Source organism: Bacteroidales bacterium, assembly GCA_017521245.1.
GTDB lineage: Bacteria > Bacteroidota > Bacteroidia > Bacteroidales > G3-4614 > Caccoplasma_A.
The window spans coordinates 18342-40000 of record JAFXDI010000009.1 but is presented as its reverse complement, the minus strand read 5'-3'; the positions used below and the strand labels follow the sequence as shown (position 1 = coordinate 40000).

Below are 21659 nucleotides of genomic sequence, written 5' to 3'. Positions count from 1 at the left end.
CCCTCTCTCATTATCGATTTATATTTTACAAATCTTATCTTTAAATCTTTTCAAAGTTTGCTTGATATGTTTTTTCCTTATCAATTGGTGCAGTAGTATATGGGTTACTTGTACTTACTTCTACTCCACCGACTGTCCAATTTACAAATTTGTATCCCTCATTAGGAGTTGCTTGGATTGTTGTTTGCTCTCCTGCTGTTATCATTAATTTGTTATCTTCATTGGTAGCGGGTGTTACTGTTCCTCCTTCGCCTGCCTCAACTTTTACTTCATATTTTATCTTTTCAAAGTTTGCTTGATAATTAATATTCTGATATATTGGCTCAGTTGTAAATGTTGTTGATGTTATTATATTATTGTCAGCATCGGTTATCACATTTCCGTTTGCTGTCCAATTTACAAGTACATATCCAACTTTTGCATTGGCTGTTAGAGTTAGGGTATTGCCATATTCAACTCTTGGGTGATCATTTCCTACTATTTCGCCTCCTTCACTTGCTGATACTTTGATATAATATGCTTTCTTTTCAAATAGTGCTGTATATACAGAATTTTCAGACACTGTTGTTATAAATTCTATATCTTTTGATACAATTTTATCTCCTAACTGCCAACCTACGAACAATGAAGACTCATTAATATTGGTTACCTTTAATTTTATTGTTTTACCGTAAGTTATAGGTGTAGTTTCTCCTATTTGTATTGCTGATTCAACAGCATCTTCAACTACAAATGCACTTATCTCTCCCTCGCCTTTAACTGATACTGTAACATCGTAATTCATTTTTGAGAATAGGGCTTTAAAGTACGACTCTTCAGTAATTGTAGGTTCATAAGGGTTCTCTGTTGAGATAAGTTCTCCTTCTTTTGAAACCCACTTATCAAATTTATATCCTTTTTTAGGTTTCGCTTCTATTTTTAGAAGCGATCCAACTTCAACATTCTTAGTTGTAGGTGTTACTGTTCCTCCCTCTCCTGCTTCTACAGTTACCTTAAATTGTTTCTTTTGGAAGAGTGCTGTAAATACAGAATCTTGTGTCGCTGTAAATGAATAATTTTTTTCAGTAGAAACAATCTTTTTACCACATTGCCAACCTGCAAAGATATAATCTGATGTCTCATTCTCTGTTGCCTTAACTTTTACCTCTTGACCGTATTTGACTACTCCTTTAAGAGTTGACTCTGCAAATTCCATAGGAGTATTAGTCTCTCCTTCTACTATTTCTCCTGCTATTATTCCCTCTCCTTCAAGTTTTACTGTAATATTATATTTTGCAACCTCAAAGTTTGCAATGTATTCTACTTCCTCTGTAAAGGTTGCTTTATATGTTGCTGATTTGCTTATCTCATTTCCATCGGCATCTGTCCAATTTTTAAATTGGTACCCTTCTACAGGTTCGGCTTTAAATATAATTTCATCATACTTAGTTACATTTAAAGTTTCTTTGTTTGACTCTGTTGCAGAAGAGATATTGGCAGTTCCTCCTTCTGTTGCAGATACCTTAATATTAAATGGTTTCTCAAATAATGGGATATATCTAATGTTATCTACAATGGTTACTGTATCAATTCTTTGATATGAGGTTACAGATACTTTGCCGTCTTTTTCTACTCCCCATCCTGCAAATTTATAATCCGGGTTTGCTGTTGCCGATAATATAACTTTTCCATATTGTATCATCTTTCCCTCTGTCAACTCTTTTCCTTTAATGTTCTTTGCAGAGGCTATTCCATTTTCAGATGTTAATAAAGTGACGGTATATGACTTACGAAGATAAGACTCAATAATGCCATTTTTCAATTCTGTTATTAATGTCTCTTTGTCTGCTCCGTTAGGAACAATCATTGCTATGGCAAATGCTTTCTCAACAAAAGTGGTATAGTTGTAGTTTTCATCTCTTCCTCGTTCATCAATAAAATCAGTTTGAATAAAAAGATTATCATCTATACTTTTAAATTCTTTTTTATCAGTTTCACTATCAGAGACTATCATATATCTGTCACATAAATAGTCATAAAGGAAATCCGCATTTGAGTAGTCAGTTACTAAACCTATCGCCTCTATCTTTTTTGAATTTTTATTATACATATATACATATCTCAATACAGATTTTATAGAAGCATCCTTTACCTCTTTATCTTTTTCGGGAGATAATTCAGTATAGAAGTTTACGTTTATAGTTTTTGAAGCGTCAGATGGATCATTGACATTTGCATCATAAATATTAAATTTATCCTTTAATGATTTATTTAACTCAAAGGGATCTGCATTTAATATATACGATAATTTACCATTTTTTGAATATGATACCTGAGAACTAAAATATGAGGTTAAATTATTTGTATATAAATCGAAACCATTTATTATTGGATCAACATAAAAATTACTCTTTGATTTAACTTCCACTTCGCAAGAAGACCAGTTTGCTCTAATATTTGTTTTTCCTACATGCACACCTGTTACTGTTCCATCATCAGTAACACTTGCTATTAATGGATTTGCAGACTGAAATGTACAGTCCATTCCTGTGTACTCTAATTGAGAACTCTCTCCTACGTTTAGGGTCAGATTAGTTTTCTTTAACTTCCCATCTGTGAAATTATCATCCTCTTTACAAGAGAAAAGAAATATGCTCGAAACTATGAGCATTAAAGATAAAATTTTGGTTTTCATAAGGTTTGTAATTTATATATTATTGCAATATTGCCTATAAACCTTAATGGCAACCAGAATCTCAAAAAAGAAACGTGGATGATGCTTATTGTTAAGAAGGTACGACCAAGCACCTATACAGACATAAGCACATCCACGCTATATAGCGTGGACATTTAGAGAGTGCTTATTGTTCGTCTGTAATAAAAATTGGTCGTTTTTCTTAACAGAACAACAGCCTAAATGCCATTAAAATATGTAGTGTTAGAATTCCTAACACGCCACAAAGATATAAAAACTTTTTAAAATCAGTTATTTTATACCTAAATTATTTATATAGCATATAAAAATCGCAATGATTTAAATTTGCTTTTATAACAAAATAACGGGCTGCTTTTGGCAACCCGTTATCTCTTTTATAATTGTATTTCCGCTATTAGTCTTGACCTCCTCCTAATGCTCGGTACAACTCAATCATTGATTGTATCTCTACAAATTTGTTTGATACTTGATTTAGTTGGGCATTTAATAGTGTGGCTTGTGCTGTTAATACCTCTAAGTATGTGGTATTGCCATATTTCATTAATAGTTTTGTACTCTTTTCTGCTACCTCCAATGTGCTTACTTGTTTTGCATAGTAGTCTGATTTTGCTTTGGCTGTTTGATATTTGTCTAATGCCAAGTTTACTTCGCTTCCTGCTTTAAGAATTGATTGTTGGAAGTTAAGTAGTGCAATCTCTTGATTTGCCTTCATTATTTTTAGGTTGGCTACTAATGCTCCTTTATTGAAGATTGGTTGTAGGATTGATAGTAATGCTGAGCCTATGAACTTTCCCGGGTTTAGGATTGCTGATCCTACGCTGTTTGTCCATCCTGCTGTTCCACTCAACGATATTTGAGGGTAGAACGATGCTCTTGCTTTGTTTGTGTCATAGAATGCTCCCTCAAGTTCATGTTCTGCCGCTCTTACGTCAGGACGGCGTGATAGTACGCTTACGGGTACTCCAAGAGAGATATTCTCGGGCAATACTGCTGCATCTAACGAGCCTCGCTCTATCTCTTGTGGTGTTTGTGCTAACAACAAGCATAGAGTGTTTTGTGCCTCGTTTACCGCCTCTTTTAGTGATAGCACTGTTGTACAAATGTTATAGTATGTTGCCTCTGTTTGTGCCAATCCCGCTTCGTTCATCATTCCCGCTTTTTTCATTGCTTGTGCGGTTTTTACAGTTTGTTCCCAGTTTTCTTCGGTCTGCTCGGCTATCTCCAACTGTCTGTCGAGCATTAACAAACTGTAATAGGTTGTTGCTACTCCTGCTATGAGTTGTGTTTTTACTACTTGCTCATAGTCGCGGGTTTGCTCTAATGTTGCTTGTGATTTGCGTTTTGCACTGGTTAGTTTTCCAAAGATGTCAATCTCCCAAGATGCTGATGCTGGGGCAGTATATGTTTTTGTTGTCATACCGCCATTCATTGCTACGTAGTTATATCCTCCTTGGGGTGCTACTGCTATTGATGGGAGATATGCCAGTTTTGCTGGTATCATTGCTGCCTCTGCTTGCTCTACATTTAATTGTATGGTTTTTAAATCTACATTGCGTACTAAGGCTGTGTCTATTAGTGCTTGCAATTGAGGATCGGTAAACATCTCTCTCCATGAGAGGTCTGCCAAACTGCTACTATCTGTTGTCAGCACCTCTTCGCCATATAGATTTTCGGGTACTTCCTGTTGTGGTTTGTATTTTCCATACAAGCCGCAGCTGCTCATAAGAGCAGTTACTACGGTAAGTATTATTAATTTTTTCATCATAATTTTCATTTGATTTATGCTTCTCCTTTTTCTGCTTTCTTCTCTTTTATAACCTCTTCTATATCGTGTTTGATGTTAAGGTCTTGTGTCTTGTGCTTTTTCAAGGGTTTAATCTTCTCATCTAACCATTGGAATGTTATATATAGAGAAGGAACTATAAACAATAGTGCGATTGTTCCTATTAACATACCTCCTACAACTCCTGATCCAAGAGAACGGTTTCCGTTTGCTCCTACTCCGTGTGCTGCCATCAATGGTAACATTCCCACAATCATTGTAAGGGCTGTCATTAAGATTGGGCGTAAACGTGCTTTTGCCGCACTCAACGCTGCCTCGGTTATTCCCATTCCTGCTCTTCTGCGCTCTACTGCATACTCTGTTAACAAGATTGCTGTTTTTGCTATCAATCCTATAAGCATTATCAATCCTGTTTGTAGATAGATGTTGTTTTCAAGTCCCATCATCTTGGCAAAGGCGAAACTTCCCATCAATCCTGCTGGGATTGTTAGAATTACTGAGAATGGGATTATGAAACTTTCATACAGTGCTGAAAGGATTAGGTACATCATCAGGATACATATTCCAAATATTACTATTGTATTATTTGATTGTGAGTTCTCTTCGCGTGTTATTCCTCCAAAATCGTATCCATATCCACGTGGTAACACTTGTTCTGCTGTCTCTTTTACGGCTGCAAGGGCTTCTCCTGTACTATATCCTGAGTTAGGCATTGCGCTCACTTGTATTGAGTTGAACATATTAAAGCGTGATAGTGTCTCCGCTCCATATACTCTTTCAAGTGATATAAACTGACTTAATGGTGCCATCTCGCCTGTTCCTGTTATAACGAATGTGTTGTCGAGTGATTTCTCATCCAATCGATATTTTGGATCTGCTTGCATCATTACTCGATACACTTTTGAGAAACGGTTAAAGTCTGATACATATTGTCCTCCGTAGTATGCTGACAATGTGTTTAGCACTAAGGTTGGTGTTATGCCTGCTCGTTTACATTTTGCTGCATCTACACTTACACTCCATTGTGGATAACGTATATCGAATGTTGAGTATGCCATTGATATTTCGGGACGTTGCATTAGCGCTCCTAAATATTTTTGAGTTTCTGTAAAGAATGTGGTTACATCTCCTCCTACTTGATCTTGCATGTGTACTTCAAGTGCATTACCCATTCCGTATCCCGGAATCATACCCGGAGATACTGCAAAGATCTGTGCGTCCTTAATATCCATTGTATAGCCATATATCATCTTTATTACAGAATCAACATCGTCTCCTTCGTTTGTACGCTCACTCCAGTCTTTTAAACGTACCATGAACAATCCAAATGAATTTCCTTGTCCTGAAAGTACTCCGTATCCTGTTACCTTTTGTAGATATTCTACTTGTGGTATCATTTGAATGCGTTGTTGTACTTTCTCCATTATCTCATCTGTTTGATTTAATGAACTTCCTGGTGCTGCACTTACGTTTACAATAACAAATCCTAAGTCTTCGTTAGGCACAAGACTTGTTTTTGTTGTTTTCATAAAGTATCCTAACAATCCTACTGATACTACTACCAATACCCATGCAAGCCATTTGCGTTTTACAAATAACATTACAATCTTGCGATACTTCTCTGCCATTGTTCCGAATGCGGCATTAAATGCTTTACGGAAGCGTGCTGCAAAGTTATTCTTTTGCGAACCGTCCTCGTTCAAATATGGTTTTAAGATCAAGGCACAAAGTGCGGGACTTAATGTTAAGGCATTGATTGCAGATATACCTACCGCTACTGCCATTGTTAATCCGAATTGTGTATAGAATACTCCTGATGTTCCTCCCATAAACGATACGGGGATAAACACCACCATAAACACAAGTGATGAGGTGATAACGGCATTACTGATTCCTTTCATTGCATCAACACTTGCCTTTTTAGAAGAGCGGTATCCTGCATCGAATTTTGCTTGTACTGCCTCTACCACAATAATGGCATCATCCACCACCGTACCAATTACAAGTACCAATGCAAATAGTGTGATAAGGTTAAGACTGAATCCTGCTACCATCATAAATGCAAATGTACCAACCAACGATACTATAATTCCTACCAATGGTATTAGGGTTGAGCGGAAGTCTTGCAAGAATATATATACTACCAATATTACAAGGATGATAGCCTCGATAAGTGTTCTAATTACATTGCTAATTGATGCATACAAGAAGTCGTTTGAACTATTTACCTGATCAAGTTCTATTCCATTTGGCAAATCTTTACGAACCTCTTCAAGAAGTTTGTCTATCTCTTCATTTACTGCTGTTGCGTTTGACCCAGCGGTTTGGAATACCATTGCCATCACTCCAGGGTGTCCGTTCATCTCTCCTCGATATGAATAGCTCTCTTTACCCAACTCTACATCTGCTACATCTTTAACTCGTAGTATCTCGCCATCGGGTGTTGAACGTATTATTATATTTCCAAACTCCTCCGGAGTCATTAAACGTCCTTTATACTTCATTGTATATTGGAAGGTCTCGCCCGAGTTTTCTCCAAATTGTCCGGTTGCTGCCTCAATATTTTGCTCGGCAAGTGCCATTGTTACATCTGAAGGCATCAACTTGTATGTTGCCATTACATCGGGTTTCAACCATATACGCATACTATACTCGCCTCCCATAACCATCATATCTCCTACTCCTGTGATACGAAGAATTTGTGGTTTTATGTTTATGCTGATGTAGTTTGCAAGGAAGTTTTCATTGTACATTCCACTGGGACTGTGTAATGAGAATATCTGCAACATACTTGTTTGGCGTTTCATAGTTGTTACACCAACTTGTTTTACCTCTTGTGGCAAACGTCCGTTTGCTCGTGACACGCGGTTTTGAACATTGACTGCCGCCATATCGGGGTCTGTTCCCTGCTTAAAGTATATTGTTATTGATGCAGAACCTGAGTTTGAGGCTGTTGAGGTCATATAGGTCATATCCTCAACTCCGTTGATTGCCTCCTCAAGTGGTGCAATTACCGCTTTTTGAATGGTCTCTGCATTGGCTCCATAGTATGTGGCATGTACCATTACTGTTGGAGGTGCAATATCGGGATATTGCTCTATGGGTAGGTTTGACAAACCTATCAATCCCATAATTACTATTATGATTGAGATTACTGCTGAAAGTACAGGTCTCTCTATAAATCTCTTTAAATTCATTATTCTTCCTCCTCTGTTTATTATTTAGTAGGTTGTGCTTGTTGTGGTGCTGGTGCTTGTTTGGGGATTATTGGCATTCCCTCACGAAGAAGTGCTACTCCTTCTGCTACTATTGTATCGCCCGGATATAATCCCATTTCAACGATATACTCTTTTCCGCCGTTAACGCGAAGAACTTGTATGGGTGTTGCTACTGTTTTTCCTTCAACTACTTTATATGCAAAGTTCATGTGTTGAAGATCAAATGTTGCACTTTGTGGAATTACTACTGCATCTTTGTATGTTACAGGAACCATTACACTTCCTGCTCCTCCTGAATGAAGTAATCCCTCTTTATTTGGGAAGATTGCTCGTAGGCTTACTGTTCCTGTTGTTGGATCAATAACTCCACTTATTGTCTCTATTTTTCCTTTTTGATTGTAATATGATTTGTCGTTTAGACGCAACTCTATCTCAGGCATATTTTTAAGTGCTGCCTCTTTTGAACCATACTCTCTTACCATTGCAAGAAGTTGATTCTCTGTCATTGAGAAATATACATACATATCAGAGTTGTCTGATACTGTTGTAAGGGGTTGCATCATTGATGGACCTACTAATGCTCCTACTCTATATGGTAGTGTTCCTACAACTCCGTCAGCAGGACTCTTAACCTCAGTATATGATAGACTGTTCTCTGCATTTATTAGTTGTGCTTTTGCTTGTGATAGTTGTGCTTTTGCTGCAAGCATTGAGTTTTTTGCTGTCTTTAAATCGAACTCCGAAACTACATTCTCTTTGTATAGTTCCTGGCGGCTTTCGTAATTTAAGTTTGCAGTCTCGTATGCTGCTGTTGCTGCCTCAACATTTGCTTTTGCTGTTTCGTATTGTGCTTTGTAAGGAACTTGGTCAATTATAAACATTACTTGTCCTTTTTTTACTTTTTGTCCCTCTTCAACACATAGTTTTGTTAATGTACCTCCTACTTGTGGCATTATTGCAATATCTTGCCTTCCTTTAATTGTGGCACTGTACTCACTTGTTATTGTTTTGTCTGAGTTTGAAACTGCCAAACAAGCATAAGTTGCCGCAGGCATTTGGGTGGGTGCTTGGTTACATCCTACCAATAATAAGCAACTAATTACGAATGATAGTTGCATTACATAAAACATCTTTTTCATCATGATATTAATTTTAATCTGTATTTATATTCTCTTTTTAGGTCTATCTAAACTACGCCCTATTTTCAAAGTGCAAAGATAGTTCTAAAATTTATACTATCAGATTTCAAATTTTACTATATATTGTTCATTTTTGGAATAAAAACTGATAAAAATTGCTAAATTTTACATATCTTTACCTTTTGAATAGAATATTGGAGTATATGAGTAACAACACAAGAAATAACAATACGGAGCCTTTTAGAGTGGTTGAGATAAACCATTCGTTTGAAGATGAACTTTTCAACAAGAACCAGAACGGGATTATTGGTTTTTGTCAAAGGGGCAAGATTGATATGCTCATCAATCTTAATCTTATAACTATTGAGAGCAATTCTCAATTTATTATTATGCCTAATACTATTACTCGAATTAAAAATGTATCGAAAGATATCTCTTTATTTGTTTTAGAGATAAATGATTCTCTTTTCCGCGATGTTAGTGTGCATATAAATCCTTCGTTTTTTAGAATGTTGAGAACTACGCCTTGTATTAAATTATCGCCTGAGGGGATAAAGGCTATTGACCTATTTATGACTCTTGCCAAAGGGCTATATAATGATATTGACAACCTTTACAGACAACAGATTATTAGAAGTGCATTGAATGCTTTTCTGCTTTTTACATACGACCGCTATCAACGATTCTATTGCCCCGATGAAAAGATTAACGAGAGTGCAAGAAATAAAATTTTTGACAGGTTTATTGATTTAGTTCATCACAACTGCTCTACTCAACGCGAAGTTAGTTTTTATGCCGACAAACTCTGTATTTCAAACAAATACCTTACAGATATTTGCCATAATGTGGTAGGTGTGTCGGCAAAAAAGATTATTGATAGTTTCTCTATTCTTGAGATAAAGGTGCTGTTGCACAACACTCAACTATCAATGCAAGATATTGCTAACCAAATGGCATTCCCCGACCAATCGTATATGGGTAGATTTTTTAAGCGTTGCGAGGGTATCTCGCCCAGTACCTTCCGTAAACAGATTATTAACGAAATGGGGGGATAAGGTTAGTTATCTGTTGTTAGTTTTTTGTTGTTAGAGAAAATTTAGGGATGAAGAAAATTCCTCATCCCTAATTAAACTTTATTTCAAGAAATCATCAAAGTATCGGGTTATATTTTCGTATAGGTGTACTCGCTCAGGACCTACTACGTTGTGTCCATGTCCTGGATATACAAAGTAATCGGGATATACTCCGTTATCAATACTGCTCTCCAAGAAACGTAAGGTGTGTTGCCATACTACAACTGGATCGGTATCGCAATGTATCAATAGTAAACGGTCTTGCAAATTGCCCGATAATGAGTTCATATCTGCCTTTTTATATCCTTCTGGATTGTTTTGGGGTGTTCCCATATAGCGTTCGCCATACATTATTTCGTAGTATTTCCAATCGGTTACTGCTCCTCCTGCTACTCCTGCTTTAAACATTCCAGGATTATTGAGCATCATATTCAGTGTCATAAATCCTCCAAAACTCCAGCCATGAACGCCTAAACGCTCTCCGTCAATGTAGGGTAACGATTTCAGATACTCTACTCCTTTCAACTGGTCAGCAAGTTCCGAGACTCCAAGTTGACGGTGTGTTACACTCTCAAACTCTAATCCTCTGTTGGCTGAGCCTCTATTGTCAAGGGTAAAGACTACATATCCTCTTTGTGCCATATATATATCCCACCCACGATAGTTCCACATAAAGGCATCGGTTACTTGTTGTGCGTGTGGTCCTCCGTACACATATACTATTGCGGGTAGTTTTTGTGTTGAATCTACATCCACAGGGCGTGTCATTCTGTAATATAGTGGTGTTACGCCATCTGCTGCGGTTATTGTTCCACTCTCTATTACCACCGGCATATCAAATTTATCGAATGGATTTTTTGCTCGTAACAACTCTTTTACTTCTGCTCCAGACTCTAAACTTCCTACCTTTACTACTCGTGGTACGTTGTGGCTACTATAATTATCTATGTAGTATTTTCCTGATGCTGAGAGTTGTACTTTATGTACTCCCTCCTCCGGGGTTATTCGTGTTTTTTCGCCCGATGCGATATCTAATTTATATAGTGTGCGTTGTAATGGCGACTCCTCTGTTGTGAGTATATAGAGATATTTTCCATCAGCAGAGAGTTGTGCCTCTATTATCTCCCACTCGCCAGAGGTTAGTTGTTTTATCTCCTCTCCATTTGTATTGTAGAGATAGGCATGACGGAAGCCATCTTTGCGTGACAGATAGATAAACTCTGTGTCTGATATAAACAACAATGGATTTTCTGGCTCTGTGTATTTATTGCTTGTTTCGGTAAACAGGACACTCTCTTTTGCTCCGTTTTTTGCATTGTAACATACTAAGTTACAAGTGTCTTGTCCTCGATTTACCTCTAAGATATATAGTTTATCTCCTTTGGGAGACCAACTTATATTGGTAAAGTATCTTTCATCTGTTTTACCGCTTTTCAGGTAAACTGCTTTTTTCTTTTTTATGTTATAGACTCCAACTTTTACGGTATGGCTGTTCATTCCCGCCATAGGGTATTTTATGCTTTGGAGTTGGGCTTGACGTGCCGAGATGTTTACTAATGGGTAATCTTTTACTCGACTCTCATCCATACGGTAGAATGCTACTGATTCTCCTTGTGGCGACCAAAATATTCCTTTCTCAATGCCAAACTCGTTTCGGTGTACATAGTTTGAGCCAAGTGATATATCTTCTCCTTCATCTTTTACCATTTTTACTCGCTTACCATCTGCTGAATGTAAATGAAGTGTATTTCCTACGGTTGTTACATAGGCATCTGCTTCAGCAGAATATTCTGCGTGTTTATCTCCTCTGACAAAGGTATATTCCGATAATATCTTTTTCGCCTGACAATCAATCTTGTATGCTTTGCCCTTATGATTAAATCGTATGGCTATTGCTCCCCCCTCCTCTGATGCAAATATTTGAGGAATTGATTTAAGTGTATCAGCCTTTACTGATGATAATATAAGGTCTATATCTTGTTTTGTAATAAGAGTACTCTCTTTACCATCGGGGAGTGATGCTGATATAATTTTATTCCCCGATACATAAATATAGTTATCTCCTGCAAACTGCAACTGCTTTATGTTCTTGGCTACTATTGATGAATAGTTTTTTCCACCCGGCATAAGGTGTTGTAATGTTAACTCTTTTCTGTTTTGTGCCATTGTAAATAACGATATTGTTAGTGCTACCACAAGTAGCTGTACTCTTCTTAGATTATACATTACTCCTTTTTTTTACGTTTACGGAATTGTTTGTTTTCTGTTGCCGACTCATCAATCATTGTGGGTTTACGGAAGGTTACAAATTTTGATACAAATTCATCGCCATGCAGTTCTCGTTTGCCTCGTTCAAAATTTTCGGTTGGCACTGGTGCTGGTTTTGGCTTGTTTTCCTTTTTTGAGAATACTTTTTCTCGTTTTGGTTTTGAGGGTTTCTCTTTCTTAGGTGCAGTTCTATCGTCAAAACGATAACTCTTTTTCTCTTTATCCTTCTTCTCAAACTCTCTTTTGAAATTCTCTTTTTTGGGTGTTCTCTTTTCTCGCTTACCCTCTTTCTTGCCTTCGGCTATATCTTTTTTATGTTGGCTATATGTTCCTCCAAAGATTTGATACTCTCTTAACTCGCACTCCAACGCTCCGTTCATCATCTTTATTTTTTGCGAAGGTTTTAATCCTATTTTGTCAAATCCCTCGCGTGAAGAACTTATTATCCAAGCAGAGCATCCCAAGAATATGTGTTTTAATTTTTCGCCAAGTGCTGCATATATGTCTTCTAAATCTCTTGGTTTCAGACGCTCTCCGTATGGTGGGTTTGTTACTACCATACAGTTTTGTGGTGCCTCTTCCCAGCGTTGTATTGAGCGTGTTTCAAGCAATATGTAACGCTCCATACCTGCACTCTTAACGTTTTTAGCAGCCACCTCTATCACTTGAGGATTTATGTCTGCTCCATAGATTTTATTATTAAATTCTCGCTCAGCAGAGTCATCATTGTATATTTCGTGCAATAGGTCGGCATCAAAATCACTCCACTTTTCAAATGCGTATCCTTGACGATAGATGCCTGGTGGTGTATTTGTGGCAATCATTGCAGCCTCAATAAGGATTGTTCCAGAGCCACACATAGGATCAACAAAATCGGAACTTCCGTCCCATCCTGCTTTAATCAACATTGCTGCTGCAAGTACCTCGTTTATAGGCGCTTCGGTTTGTGCTACTCGATAACCGCGTTTGTGCAGACTCTCTCCCGATGAGTCTAACGAAATGGTACACTCATTATGTGAGATATGTATGTTTATATATATGTCGGGGTTTGTTAATCGTACCGATGGACGCTCTTTTCCTTTGTCGGTAAAATAATCTACTATGGCATCTTTTGCCCTGTATGTTACAAAACGGGAATTTCTAAATTCATCTGAGTTTACAACTGAATCTATTGTAAAGGTACTCTTTGGTGATAGTATTTGTTCCCAATTATACCCTTTTATTTTGTCGTATAACTCATCGGTACTGTTTACCTCAAAGGTGTATATAGGTTTTAATATTCGTAGTGCGGTGCGACAAAAAAAGTTTGCTCGGTACATTAACTCTTTGTCTCCTACAAACGACACCATTCGTTTGCCTATGATTATATCCTCTCCTCCAAGTTGCGATATCTCTGTTGCAAGTTCCTCCTCAACTCCTTGAAAAGTTTTTGCTACTAATTTAAATTTAGCGTTTTCCACTTTTACTCTCCTTTCTTTTGTTTTGCCTTTGATTGTGTTACCACTTCGCCCGGTGCTACACTATCGGTTATCCAGATGTTACCTCCAATTACTGCCCCCTCGCCAATGGTTATTCTGCCCAATATTGTTGCATTTGAATATATTATTACGTTATCGCCAATTATAGGGTGACGGGCTATGCCTTTTATTGGGTTGCCGTTTTCATCTAATGGGAAACTTTTTGCTCCGAGTGTTACTCCCTGATATAGTTTTACGTTGTTTCCTAATATGGCAGTTGCTCCAATTACTACTCCTGTTCCGTGGTCAATGGTGAAATACTCGCCTATTGTTGCCGCCGGGTGTATATCTATTCCTGTTTCGGAGTGTGCCATCTCTGATATTATTCGTGGGATAAGGGGTACTCCCAACTGCATAAGTCGGTGGGCAATACGATAGTTACTTATGGCTCTTATGGCAGGGTAACAGAATATTACCTCTGAATAACTCTCTGCGGCAGGGTCTCCGTTATAAGCGGCAATAACATCGGTTGCCAATATTCTGCGCAGTTCAGGTAGTGATGATATAAACTCGGCAGCTAGGTCTTTTGCCTTCTCTCTGCGTGTTTCAATACTCTCGCCCTGTTGCGGATTACCACTACACATTCCTGCTAGAATTTGGCTTATGAGGAGTTTAAAAAGTTTTTCGGTATTTACTCCTATGTGATAGGGAAGTGTATCTATATCTATGCGTGAGTGCCCGAAATATCCGGGAAATATCAATGAACGGCATAAATCTATTATCTCGCAAAGTTCCTTTGCCGAGGGCATTGGTTCTCCCTCTTGTTGTCGATTGCACAAGATACGCACCGACTCCTGATTAGAGAGTTTCTCTACCGCCTCTCTTATTGATTGTGCATGTTTTTGTTTTCGCATCATCTATTTTGTTAATAGGTAATATGGGATATGACAAAATCATATTACCGCATTTTAGCAATTATTATGCAAAAAAAGCAAAATAAATTCAGTTATAAAAATTGTAGAGCAATTTTAGAGCGTTTTAGTTACTCAAAAAGGATTTTCTACCCATTTACCCGAAGAGAGTTGCATAGTATTTTTATATCCTGCCTCTTTTAATAGGGTGTATGCCTCTTTATATCCACTCTTCATTAACGAGGGTATGTGTGCATCACTATTTACTACCAGAGGGATATTTAATTTCTTTAAATATTTGAGGTGCTGAACGTTAGGAAAGAGATATGAATGTGGGGTATATGCTTTGGTATTTACCTCTAACATAACCCCTTTTTTTGCTATAAATTTGAAATAGTCGTGAACTATATCTTTGTACCATTTACTATCTGTAATATGAGGAGAATATGCTGAGGCATTCATTGATATTTTATCGGGATGACCTATAAAATCGTAGTCTCCTATTTCAATCATTTTAATCATATTCTCGAAATAGCACTCTACCACATATCTTATATCTCCTCCAAAATGTGTATCTATTAATTTTATAAACTTATGTGCATTACCGTCAATATCAAAGTACTCTCCTTGTTGGTTTGGTATGAAATGTACCGATGCTATACGATAGTCAAGTGGCATTTTTTTGAAATACTCTATTGTTGTGTTCCACTCCTCGCCAAAGAAATCAATCTCCATTCCTGTGTATAACTCTATCTTTCCCTCATATTTTTGTTTTAAGAGATTCATCTCTGAAATATACTCCTCTACCCTTTCGTGCAACATATTACAAGACGAGGGGTAAGGTATTGGAGAGTGTGGCGATACTCCGTATGAGGTAAATCCCCAAAAAATGGCGGTTACGATAAACTCCTCAATATTACAACGTCCATCGCAATATGGCGTATGGGAGTGATAGTTTGTGAGATTCATATAAAGATTACTCCTCTACAATGTTAAAATCTACTTGCCTACGCTCCATATTCACTCGAGCAACAGTGATTTTCATCTTATCTCCTAATCGGTAAACTTTATGGAATGAGCGACCTCTTGCACAATAGTTCTTTTCATCAAACTCATAGTAGTCATCTTCAAAGTCTCTGAAAGGAACCATTCCCTCGCATTTATTCTCATCAATCTCTACGTATATTCCAAACTTGTTTATCCCCGAAATGGTTCCATCATAAACTTCGCCTATTCTATCGCCAAGATACTCGGCTTGTTTGTATTTTATTGAGGCTCTTTCGGCATTTGCTGCTGTCAGTTCCATATCAGAAGAGTGTTTACATGCCTCCTCTAAACGTCCTTCGCTTACACTACGACCTCCATCCAAGTATCGTTCCAAAAGACGGTGTACCATCATATCGGGATAACGGCGTATGGGGGATGTAAAGTGTGTGTAATAGTTGAATGCCAAACCATAGTGCCCTATATTTTTTGTAGTGTATATGGCTTTTGCCATTGCCCTTATGGTTATGGTCTCAATGAGGTTTGCCTCTGGGCGTGTTTTTGCTTCGGCAAGCATCCCTTTTATTGAGTTTGTTAATTGCCCTCTTGTTCCATCTGCTTTGAGCGTATATCCTAATCGGCGTACAAATTTTGCTACATCTGCCATCTTTACACTATCGGGCAAGTCGTGTACACGATATACAAACGATTTTGCCGATTTGCCTCGCTCCACTTTTCCTATCTTTTCGGCAACAGTGCGGTTGGCAAGTAACATAAACTCCTCAATAAGTTTATTTGCCTCTTTGCTCTGTTTGAAATATACTCCTATGGGTTTACCTTTATCATCAATATCAAAGCGTACCTCACAACGGTCAAAGTCAATTGAGCCATCTTTAAATCGTTTGTCTCTAAGTTTTTGTGCAAGTTCGTTAAGTTTCAAAATCTCCTCTTTGTACTCTCCCTCGCCTGTATCAATTATCATTTGTGCCTCCTCATAAGCATAGCGACGTACTGAACGAATAACTGTGCGAACAATGCGTGAGGATTTGACCTCAGCCGCTTCGTTTAGTTCAAATATTGCTGAAAATGCAAGTTTATCTTCGTTTGGTCGTAAAGAGCATAGGTTATTACACAACCTCTCAGGAAGCATAGGAATGGTTCTATCAACCAAATATACTGATGTTGCCCGATTAAATGCCTCTTTGTCAATTACTGAACCAGGTAATACATAGTAAGTTACATCAGCAATATGTACTCCAACCTCATAATTGCCATTGGATAGTGTTCTTATTGATAGGGCATCATCAAAATCTTTTGCATCTTTGGGGTCGATTGTAAAGGTATTTACTCCTCTGAAATCCTCTCTTCGTTCTATCTCCTCTTGTGGTATCTCTTCTGAAATATTATCGGCTGCGGCCTCTACATTCTCGGGATATTTGTATGGCAAACCAAACTCCGCAAGAATGGCGTGCATCTCAGTATTGTTCTCGCCGGGTACTCCTAGTATATCCACTACCTCGCCTTCGGGATTAGATGCTAAAGGATCCCACGATACAATCTTTACTATTGCCTTATCGCCATCTTTTCCTTCGCCAAGTTTATCTAAGGGTATATATATATCATACTCAAGTGTACGTGTATTAGGGGTTAAAAAAGCGTAATGTTTCTTTACCTCTAAGATTCCTACATAGGAATTATCGGCTCGCTCTATAATCTCTTGAACTCTTGCCTCCAAATCGTGACGGCGACGCTTGGTTAATAGAGAGTATTTTACCCTATCACCCGATAGTGCATGTAACGAATCCTCCTCCTTAACAGCAAGAGGCTCGCCTCCTCCATCAGGGATAATAACGTGTCCGCTCTGTTTGCGTTGGAATACTCCTTCGCGAAGATCTCTTTTTGGATTACGGCGGAAACGTCCAGGATCGGTCTCAACCAAGAACATATCATTTTTCATCTGGTTAAGAAGGTGGGCAACATCAATTCTTGCAGGTTCACTATTTGCTCCAATACCTCGTGCAACCTGCTTATAATTATATATTTGAGAAGGACGCTCTTTAAAGAATTTTTCGATGCGTTTAATCATCTCCTCTCTTGTCATTCTTTGGTTTCCTGATCCTTTACCCTTTTTACTTTTTGCCATAACCTTTATAGTTTAAATTTTCTACTACAAAGTAAAAAATAAATTTGAAAATTATCAATTAGTTGAGATATAAAAAAAGTTATGGAGCGATTTTTTAGATATATTTTTTACGATTTGCTTAACATCAAACTTTTTTGTAAAAATATTTTTTAATTTTGCTTATGCAATAGAGCAACGTGTTGCTCGTTAATTATATATAGTATAAACAATAAGTTGTAAATATTATGAGAAAATTGGTTTTTGCCACTAACAATAAACATAAATTAGAGGAGGCTCGTAAGATTTTAGAGGGGATGGTTGAAATTCTTTCTCTTGCCGAGATTGGGTGTAACGATGATATTCCCGAGACTGCTACTACATTAGAGGGCAATGCCTTGATAAAGGCTCGATATATAAAAGAGCATTACGGTTATGATTGCTTTGCCGATGATACCGGTTTGTTGGTTGATGCTCTTGATGGGGCACCCGGAGTATATTCGGCTCGTTATGCCGGCGAGGAGTGTAACCCTCAAAAAAATATGGAGAAACTGCTCAACGAATTAGATGGCATTGAGCAGAGAGGTGCTGCTTTTGTAACTTGTGTTGCCATAACATTAAGAGGTAGCGAACATATTTTTATGGGCGAGATTGCTGGTGTAATCACAAAAGAGGCTCGTGGCAATGCCGGTTTTGGGTATGATCCTATTTTTAAACCTTTTGGTTACGATGAGACTTTTGCCGAACTCGGCGATGATGTTAAAAACAAAATTAGTCATCGTGCAAAGGCTATGTATAAACTGGCTCAGTTCTTAAATAATCTTATTGATTAACTTTATATGAAAAGAATTTTATTTACTATACTGTATTTTATTTTTTGTATTGCAACAGCTTTTTCGCAATCAGAGATGTTTGAATGGCAAACCTACTCGGCTTTTGATAACCCTAAAATGGTTGTAGAAGCGAAAGAGTGTGTATATATTTTAGCCGAAGGGTATCTATATTCATACGATAAAGAGTATGACGAGGTTGCCGAGATTAATAGAGATAATAAATTGTCTGATACAGAAATTTCTCTGATTAAATATGACAATGTTAAAGATATGTTGGTTGTTGCATACGCTAATGGTAATATTGATATTTTATATAAAAACAAAACTTACAACATTCCATACATCAAGGAGGCTATTATGACAACCTCCAAAACAATTAATAACATTAACTTCTTACCCGATAGAGATGAGATATATCTCTCTACCGATTTTGGTATTGTTATCTTAAATAGTAAAAAATTTGAGATAAAAAATAGTTTTGAATTAGGGGTTAAGGTTTTGGATGCTACATACTTTGAAGATAAATATTTTATGGTTAATGAGGATCGTTATTTGGATAGTTGCTCCGAAGATAATATCCCTTATGACATAAATAACTGGGAGAGCATTTATAAATTTCCAACTAAACCTCAAACTTTATTAAATTTATCTGATACTTTATGGATTCAAACATTAGGTGAGATTTGGGGTTATAATAAAGATATAGGCGTCAAAAACATTTCATACGGTAAATATGTATCATTGGAGAAAAATGCTTTAAATGAGATATATGCTTACTCTATAACAAAAAGTTCTGTTGAGATATTTCTACCCGACTTCTCTAAGAAAAACAAAATAGAGATATTGCCACAAATTGGTTATACCCCAATAAATATATCATGTAATAATAAAAATTCGCTATATTGGTTCTTAAATGAAAATGGCATTGCCTCGTATAAAACAGAAGAGAGCAACATTACACGAAGTGATACTATTCCAATGATTGATAAATTGGCTGTATCTGCTCCCTACTCTCTTGCTATTTCGGGCAGTACGCTCTACTGTGTTCCTGTTGGTATATGTTTAGATAATGAAGACCAAAAATTGGCTTATAACAACATATCATATTTAAAAGATTACAGATGGCATAATATATATGGCGATAATGTTCCAAGTCCCAAAGACAAACCTTCTAACATAAATAAATTTATGTTGCCGTCAAAACTGGCAATTCACCCCGATAATGATGAGCTTGCATACGTTGGTACTTGGTTTGACGGACTCTATAAGTTTGAAAAGGGGAAATATAAAGAGAATTGGAACTATATGAATAGTCCTATTGTTGGAGCAGCCAATAACTACGCAAATCAATTAAGTAGTTTAGCTTTTGATAAAGATAAAAACTTATGGATGACTAGTTATAGCCCAGAGCAAGGTGTTCTTATTTTAAAACCTGATGGTAAATGGGTGGTTTATGAACATATTAATGATTTGATAGATCAAAAATATATGTGCAATATGATACATCCCAAACAATCAAAAACAAAATGGTTTGTATCAAATAACGGACAAAACTTTGTTTTGGCTTTAAACATAAACAATACTCTTGAAAAGACCTCTGATGATAAATATCGCAGATTTAATACATTTACCGACCAAGATGGTAAAACCATTGATGCTACTGCTTTTTATTGTATAAGCGAGGATAGAGACGGAAAATTGTGGATAGGTACTGATAGAGGTCCTATAATAATATCTCGCCCCGATAACTTTATGAACTCAAACTTTACATGCCAGAGGGTAAAAATTGCTCGTAACGATGGAACAAACAATGCAGACCTCTTGCTTGATGATGAAGCCATTAGAGCAATAAAAGTTGACGGCGCAAATTGCAAATGGATAGGAACTTACAGCAATGGTGCTTTTTTAGTTTCGCCCGATGGTCTTGAAACTATATACCACTTTACAACTGAAAATTCATTGTTACCCTCAAATTGTATATACGATATTGCTATTAACCAAGAGAGTGGTGAGGTATATTTTGCTACCGATAAAGGTTTGGCATCGTTTAGGGCAGAGGCTACTGAGGAAGAAGAAGATTACGATAATATATATGCATTCCCAAATCCTGTTCGCCCTGAGTTTACAGGCGAGATTACAATAACCGGATTGATGTTTAACTCTCTTGTTAAGATTACCGATACTACCGGAAATTTAATATATCAGGCATACTCTAAAGGTGGTCAGATAGTATGGGATGGTAACGCAACTAATGGGCAAAGAGTAAAGAGCGGAGTATATTATGTTTGGGCTTCTTCAAGTGATGGCAAAGAGGGCGTTGTTACCAAAATAGTTTTTATATCGGGTAATAATTAAAGTTTTTGCTTACAATATTCATATAAGAGTGTTCCCTTTATTTTGGGTTCACTCTTTTTTTTGTTCATCCTCCTGAACCATATTAAGAGGTTATATGTTGTTAGTTTGTAATTAAAAACAACTTAACAATGGACAAAGAGTTTGATCTGTTTAAAGAGAGATTATTAGAGATACAAGATAATCTCTACAATTTTGCTTATATGCTTACCTCTGATAGAGAGGAGGCTAAAGATCTATTACAAGATACAACCTTGAAGGCTCTGGATAATAGGGATAAATATATTGACAACATCAACTTTAAAGGGTGGTTGTTTACTATTATGAGAAATATATTTATTAATAACTATCGCAGAGTTGTTCGTAACCAAACTATGGTTGACCAAACCGAAGATTTGTTCCATTTGAACCTGCCACAAGAATCGGGATTTGATACACCCGATGGCAGTTATACAATTAAAGAGATTAACAGGGCTATTGCTTCGTTTGCTCCTGAATACCGAATTCCTTTCTCAATGCATATTACCGGATACAAATATCACGAAATTGCGGCTTATATGAAGTTACCACTGGGAACTGTAAAGAGTAGAATATTTTTTGCTAGGCAAAGATTACAAAATATTCTTAAAGATTACAGATAGAGTGGTAATATGTTTTATATATAAGAAGGACTACCAAACAACCAATGTGTTATGGCAGCCCTTCTTGAAGTTGTATCACAGAGTGATTTAAGGCACTAAATGGCAGGAGATTAACAGAACATTAACTCTACTACCGAGGGGACGAGGAGGTGTCCCTAAAAGGAGGGGAAGATCTACTTTGCGCAA

General features: G+C 37.1%; 13 protein-coding genes. 4 read left to right on the top strand and 9 right to left on the bottom strand.

The features are described 5' to 3' along the window. Positions 1 to 40 precede the first annotated feature (40 nt). The 4 genes from IKK64_02350 to IKK64_02335 form a co-directional block, all read right to left on the bottom strand. Positions 41 to 2674 (bottom strand): Ig-like domain-containing protein, encoded by a 2634-nt coding sequence (locus IKK64_02350; protein ID MBR4118903.1) that lies wholly within the window; start codon positions 2672 to 2674, stop codon positions 41 to 43. A 415-nt stretch (positions 2675 to 3089) separates the two neighbouring features. Continuing rightward, the gene (locus IKK64_02345) at positions 3090 to 4457 is read right to left on the bottom strand and encodes a TolC family protein (GenBank protein MBR4118902.1); all 1368 of its coding nucleotides are present in this window, start codon (positions 4455 to 4457) and stop codon (positions 3090 to 3092) included. A gap of 17 nt (positions 4458 to 4474) precedes the next feature. Then, on the bottom strand, positions 4475 to 7675 hold the full coding sequence (locus IKK64_02340; protein MBR4118901.1) for an efflux RND transporter permease subunit: 3201 nt from the start codon (positions 7673 to 7675) through the stop codon (positions 4475 to 4477). A gap of 20 nt (positions 7676 to 7695) precedes the next feature. Then, on the bottom strand, positions 7696 to 8838 hold the full coding sequence (locus IKK64_02335) for an efflux RND transporter periplasmic adaptor subunit (protein MBR4118900.1): 1143 nt from the start codon (positions 8836 to 8838) through the stop codon (positions 7696 to 7698). Between the two features lie 200 nt (positions 8839 to 9038). On the opposite strand from IKK64_02335, the gene IKK64_02330 reads away from it, so the two are divergent. After that, positions 9039 to 9890 carry a helix-turn-helix domain-containing protein gene (locus IKK64_02330; GenBank protein MBR4118899.1) on the top strand — a complete coding sequence of 284 codons (852 nt, stop codon included), beginning with the start codon at positions 9039 to 9041 and terminating at the stop codon, positions 9888 to 9890. A 78-nt stretch (positions 9891 to 9968) separates the two neighbouring features. Here the strand turns inward: IKK64_02330 and IKK64_02325 are convergent, their stop codons facing one another. The 5 genes from IKK64_02325 to rnr all read right to left on the bottom strand — a co-directional run bounded on the left by IKK64_02325 (position 9969) and on the right by rnr (position 17671). After that, entirely contained in the window at positions 9969 to 12134 is a 2166-nt protein-coding gene (locus tag IKK64_02325) for a DPP IV N-terminal domain-containing protein (GenBank protein MBR4118898.1), read from the bottom strand. Next, the gene (locus IKK64_02320; protein ID MBR4118897.1) at positions 12134 to 13636 is read right to left on the bottom strand and encodes an RNA methyltransferase; all 1503 of its coding nucleotides are present in this window, start codon (positions 13634 to 13636) and stop codon (positions 12134 to 12136) included. Before IKK64_02320 ends, IKK64_02325 begins: the two co-directional genes overlap by 1 nt. Positions 13637 to 13638: 2 nt before the next feature. Then, complete coding sequence (locus tag IKK64_02315) at positions 13639 to 14547, bottom strand: serine acetyltransferase (GenBank protein ID MBR4118896.1); 909 nt, start codon at positions 14545 to 14547, stop codon at positions 13639 to 13641. A 132-nt stretch (positions 14548 to 14679) separates the two neighbouring features. After that, a complete protein-coding gene (locus tag IKK64_02310) occupies positions 14680 to 15513 on the bottom strand; it encodes a histidinol-phosphatase (protein MBR4118895.1) in 834 nt (277 codons plus the stop codon). A gap of 7 nt (positions 15514 to 15520) precedes the next feature. Further along, positions 15521 to 17671 (bottom strand): ribonuclease R, encoded by a 2151-nt coding sequence (rnr, locus tag IKK64_02305; protein ID MBR4118894.1) that lies wholly within the window; start codon positions 17669 to 17671, stop codon positions 15521 to 15523. A gap of 224 nt (positions 17672 to 17895) precedes the next feature. Between rnr and IKK64_02300 the strand changes: the two genes are divergently transcribed. The 3 genes from IKK64_02300 (at position 17896) to IKK64_02290 (ending at position 21473) form a co-directional block, all read left to right on the top strand. Continuing rightward, the gene (locus IKK64_02300; protein ID MBR4118893.1) at positions 17896 to 18480 is read left to right on the top strand and encodes a non-canonical purine NTP diphosphatase; all 585 of its coding nucleotides are present in this window, start codon (positions 17896 to 17898) and stop codon (positions 18478 to 18480) included. Between the two features lie 6 nt (positions 18481 to 18486). Beyond that, positions 18487 to 20835 (top strand): hypothetical protein, encoded by a 2349-nt coding sequence (locus IKK64_02295; GenBank protein MBR4118892.1) that lies wholly within the window; start codon positions 18487 to 18489, stop codon positions 20833 to 20835. A 128-nt stretch (positions 20836 to 20963) separates the two neighbouring features. Continuing rightward, complete coding sequence (locus IKK64_02290) at positions 20964 to 21473, top strand: RNA polymerase sigma factor (GenBank protein MBR4118891.1); 510 nt, start codon at positions 20964 to 20966, stop codon at positions 21471 to 21473. The last annotated feature ends 186 nt before the right edge of the window (positions 21474 to 21659 follow it).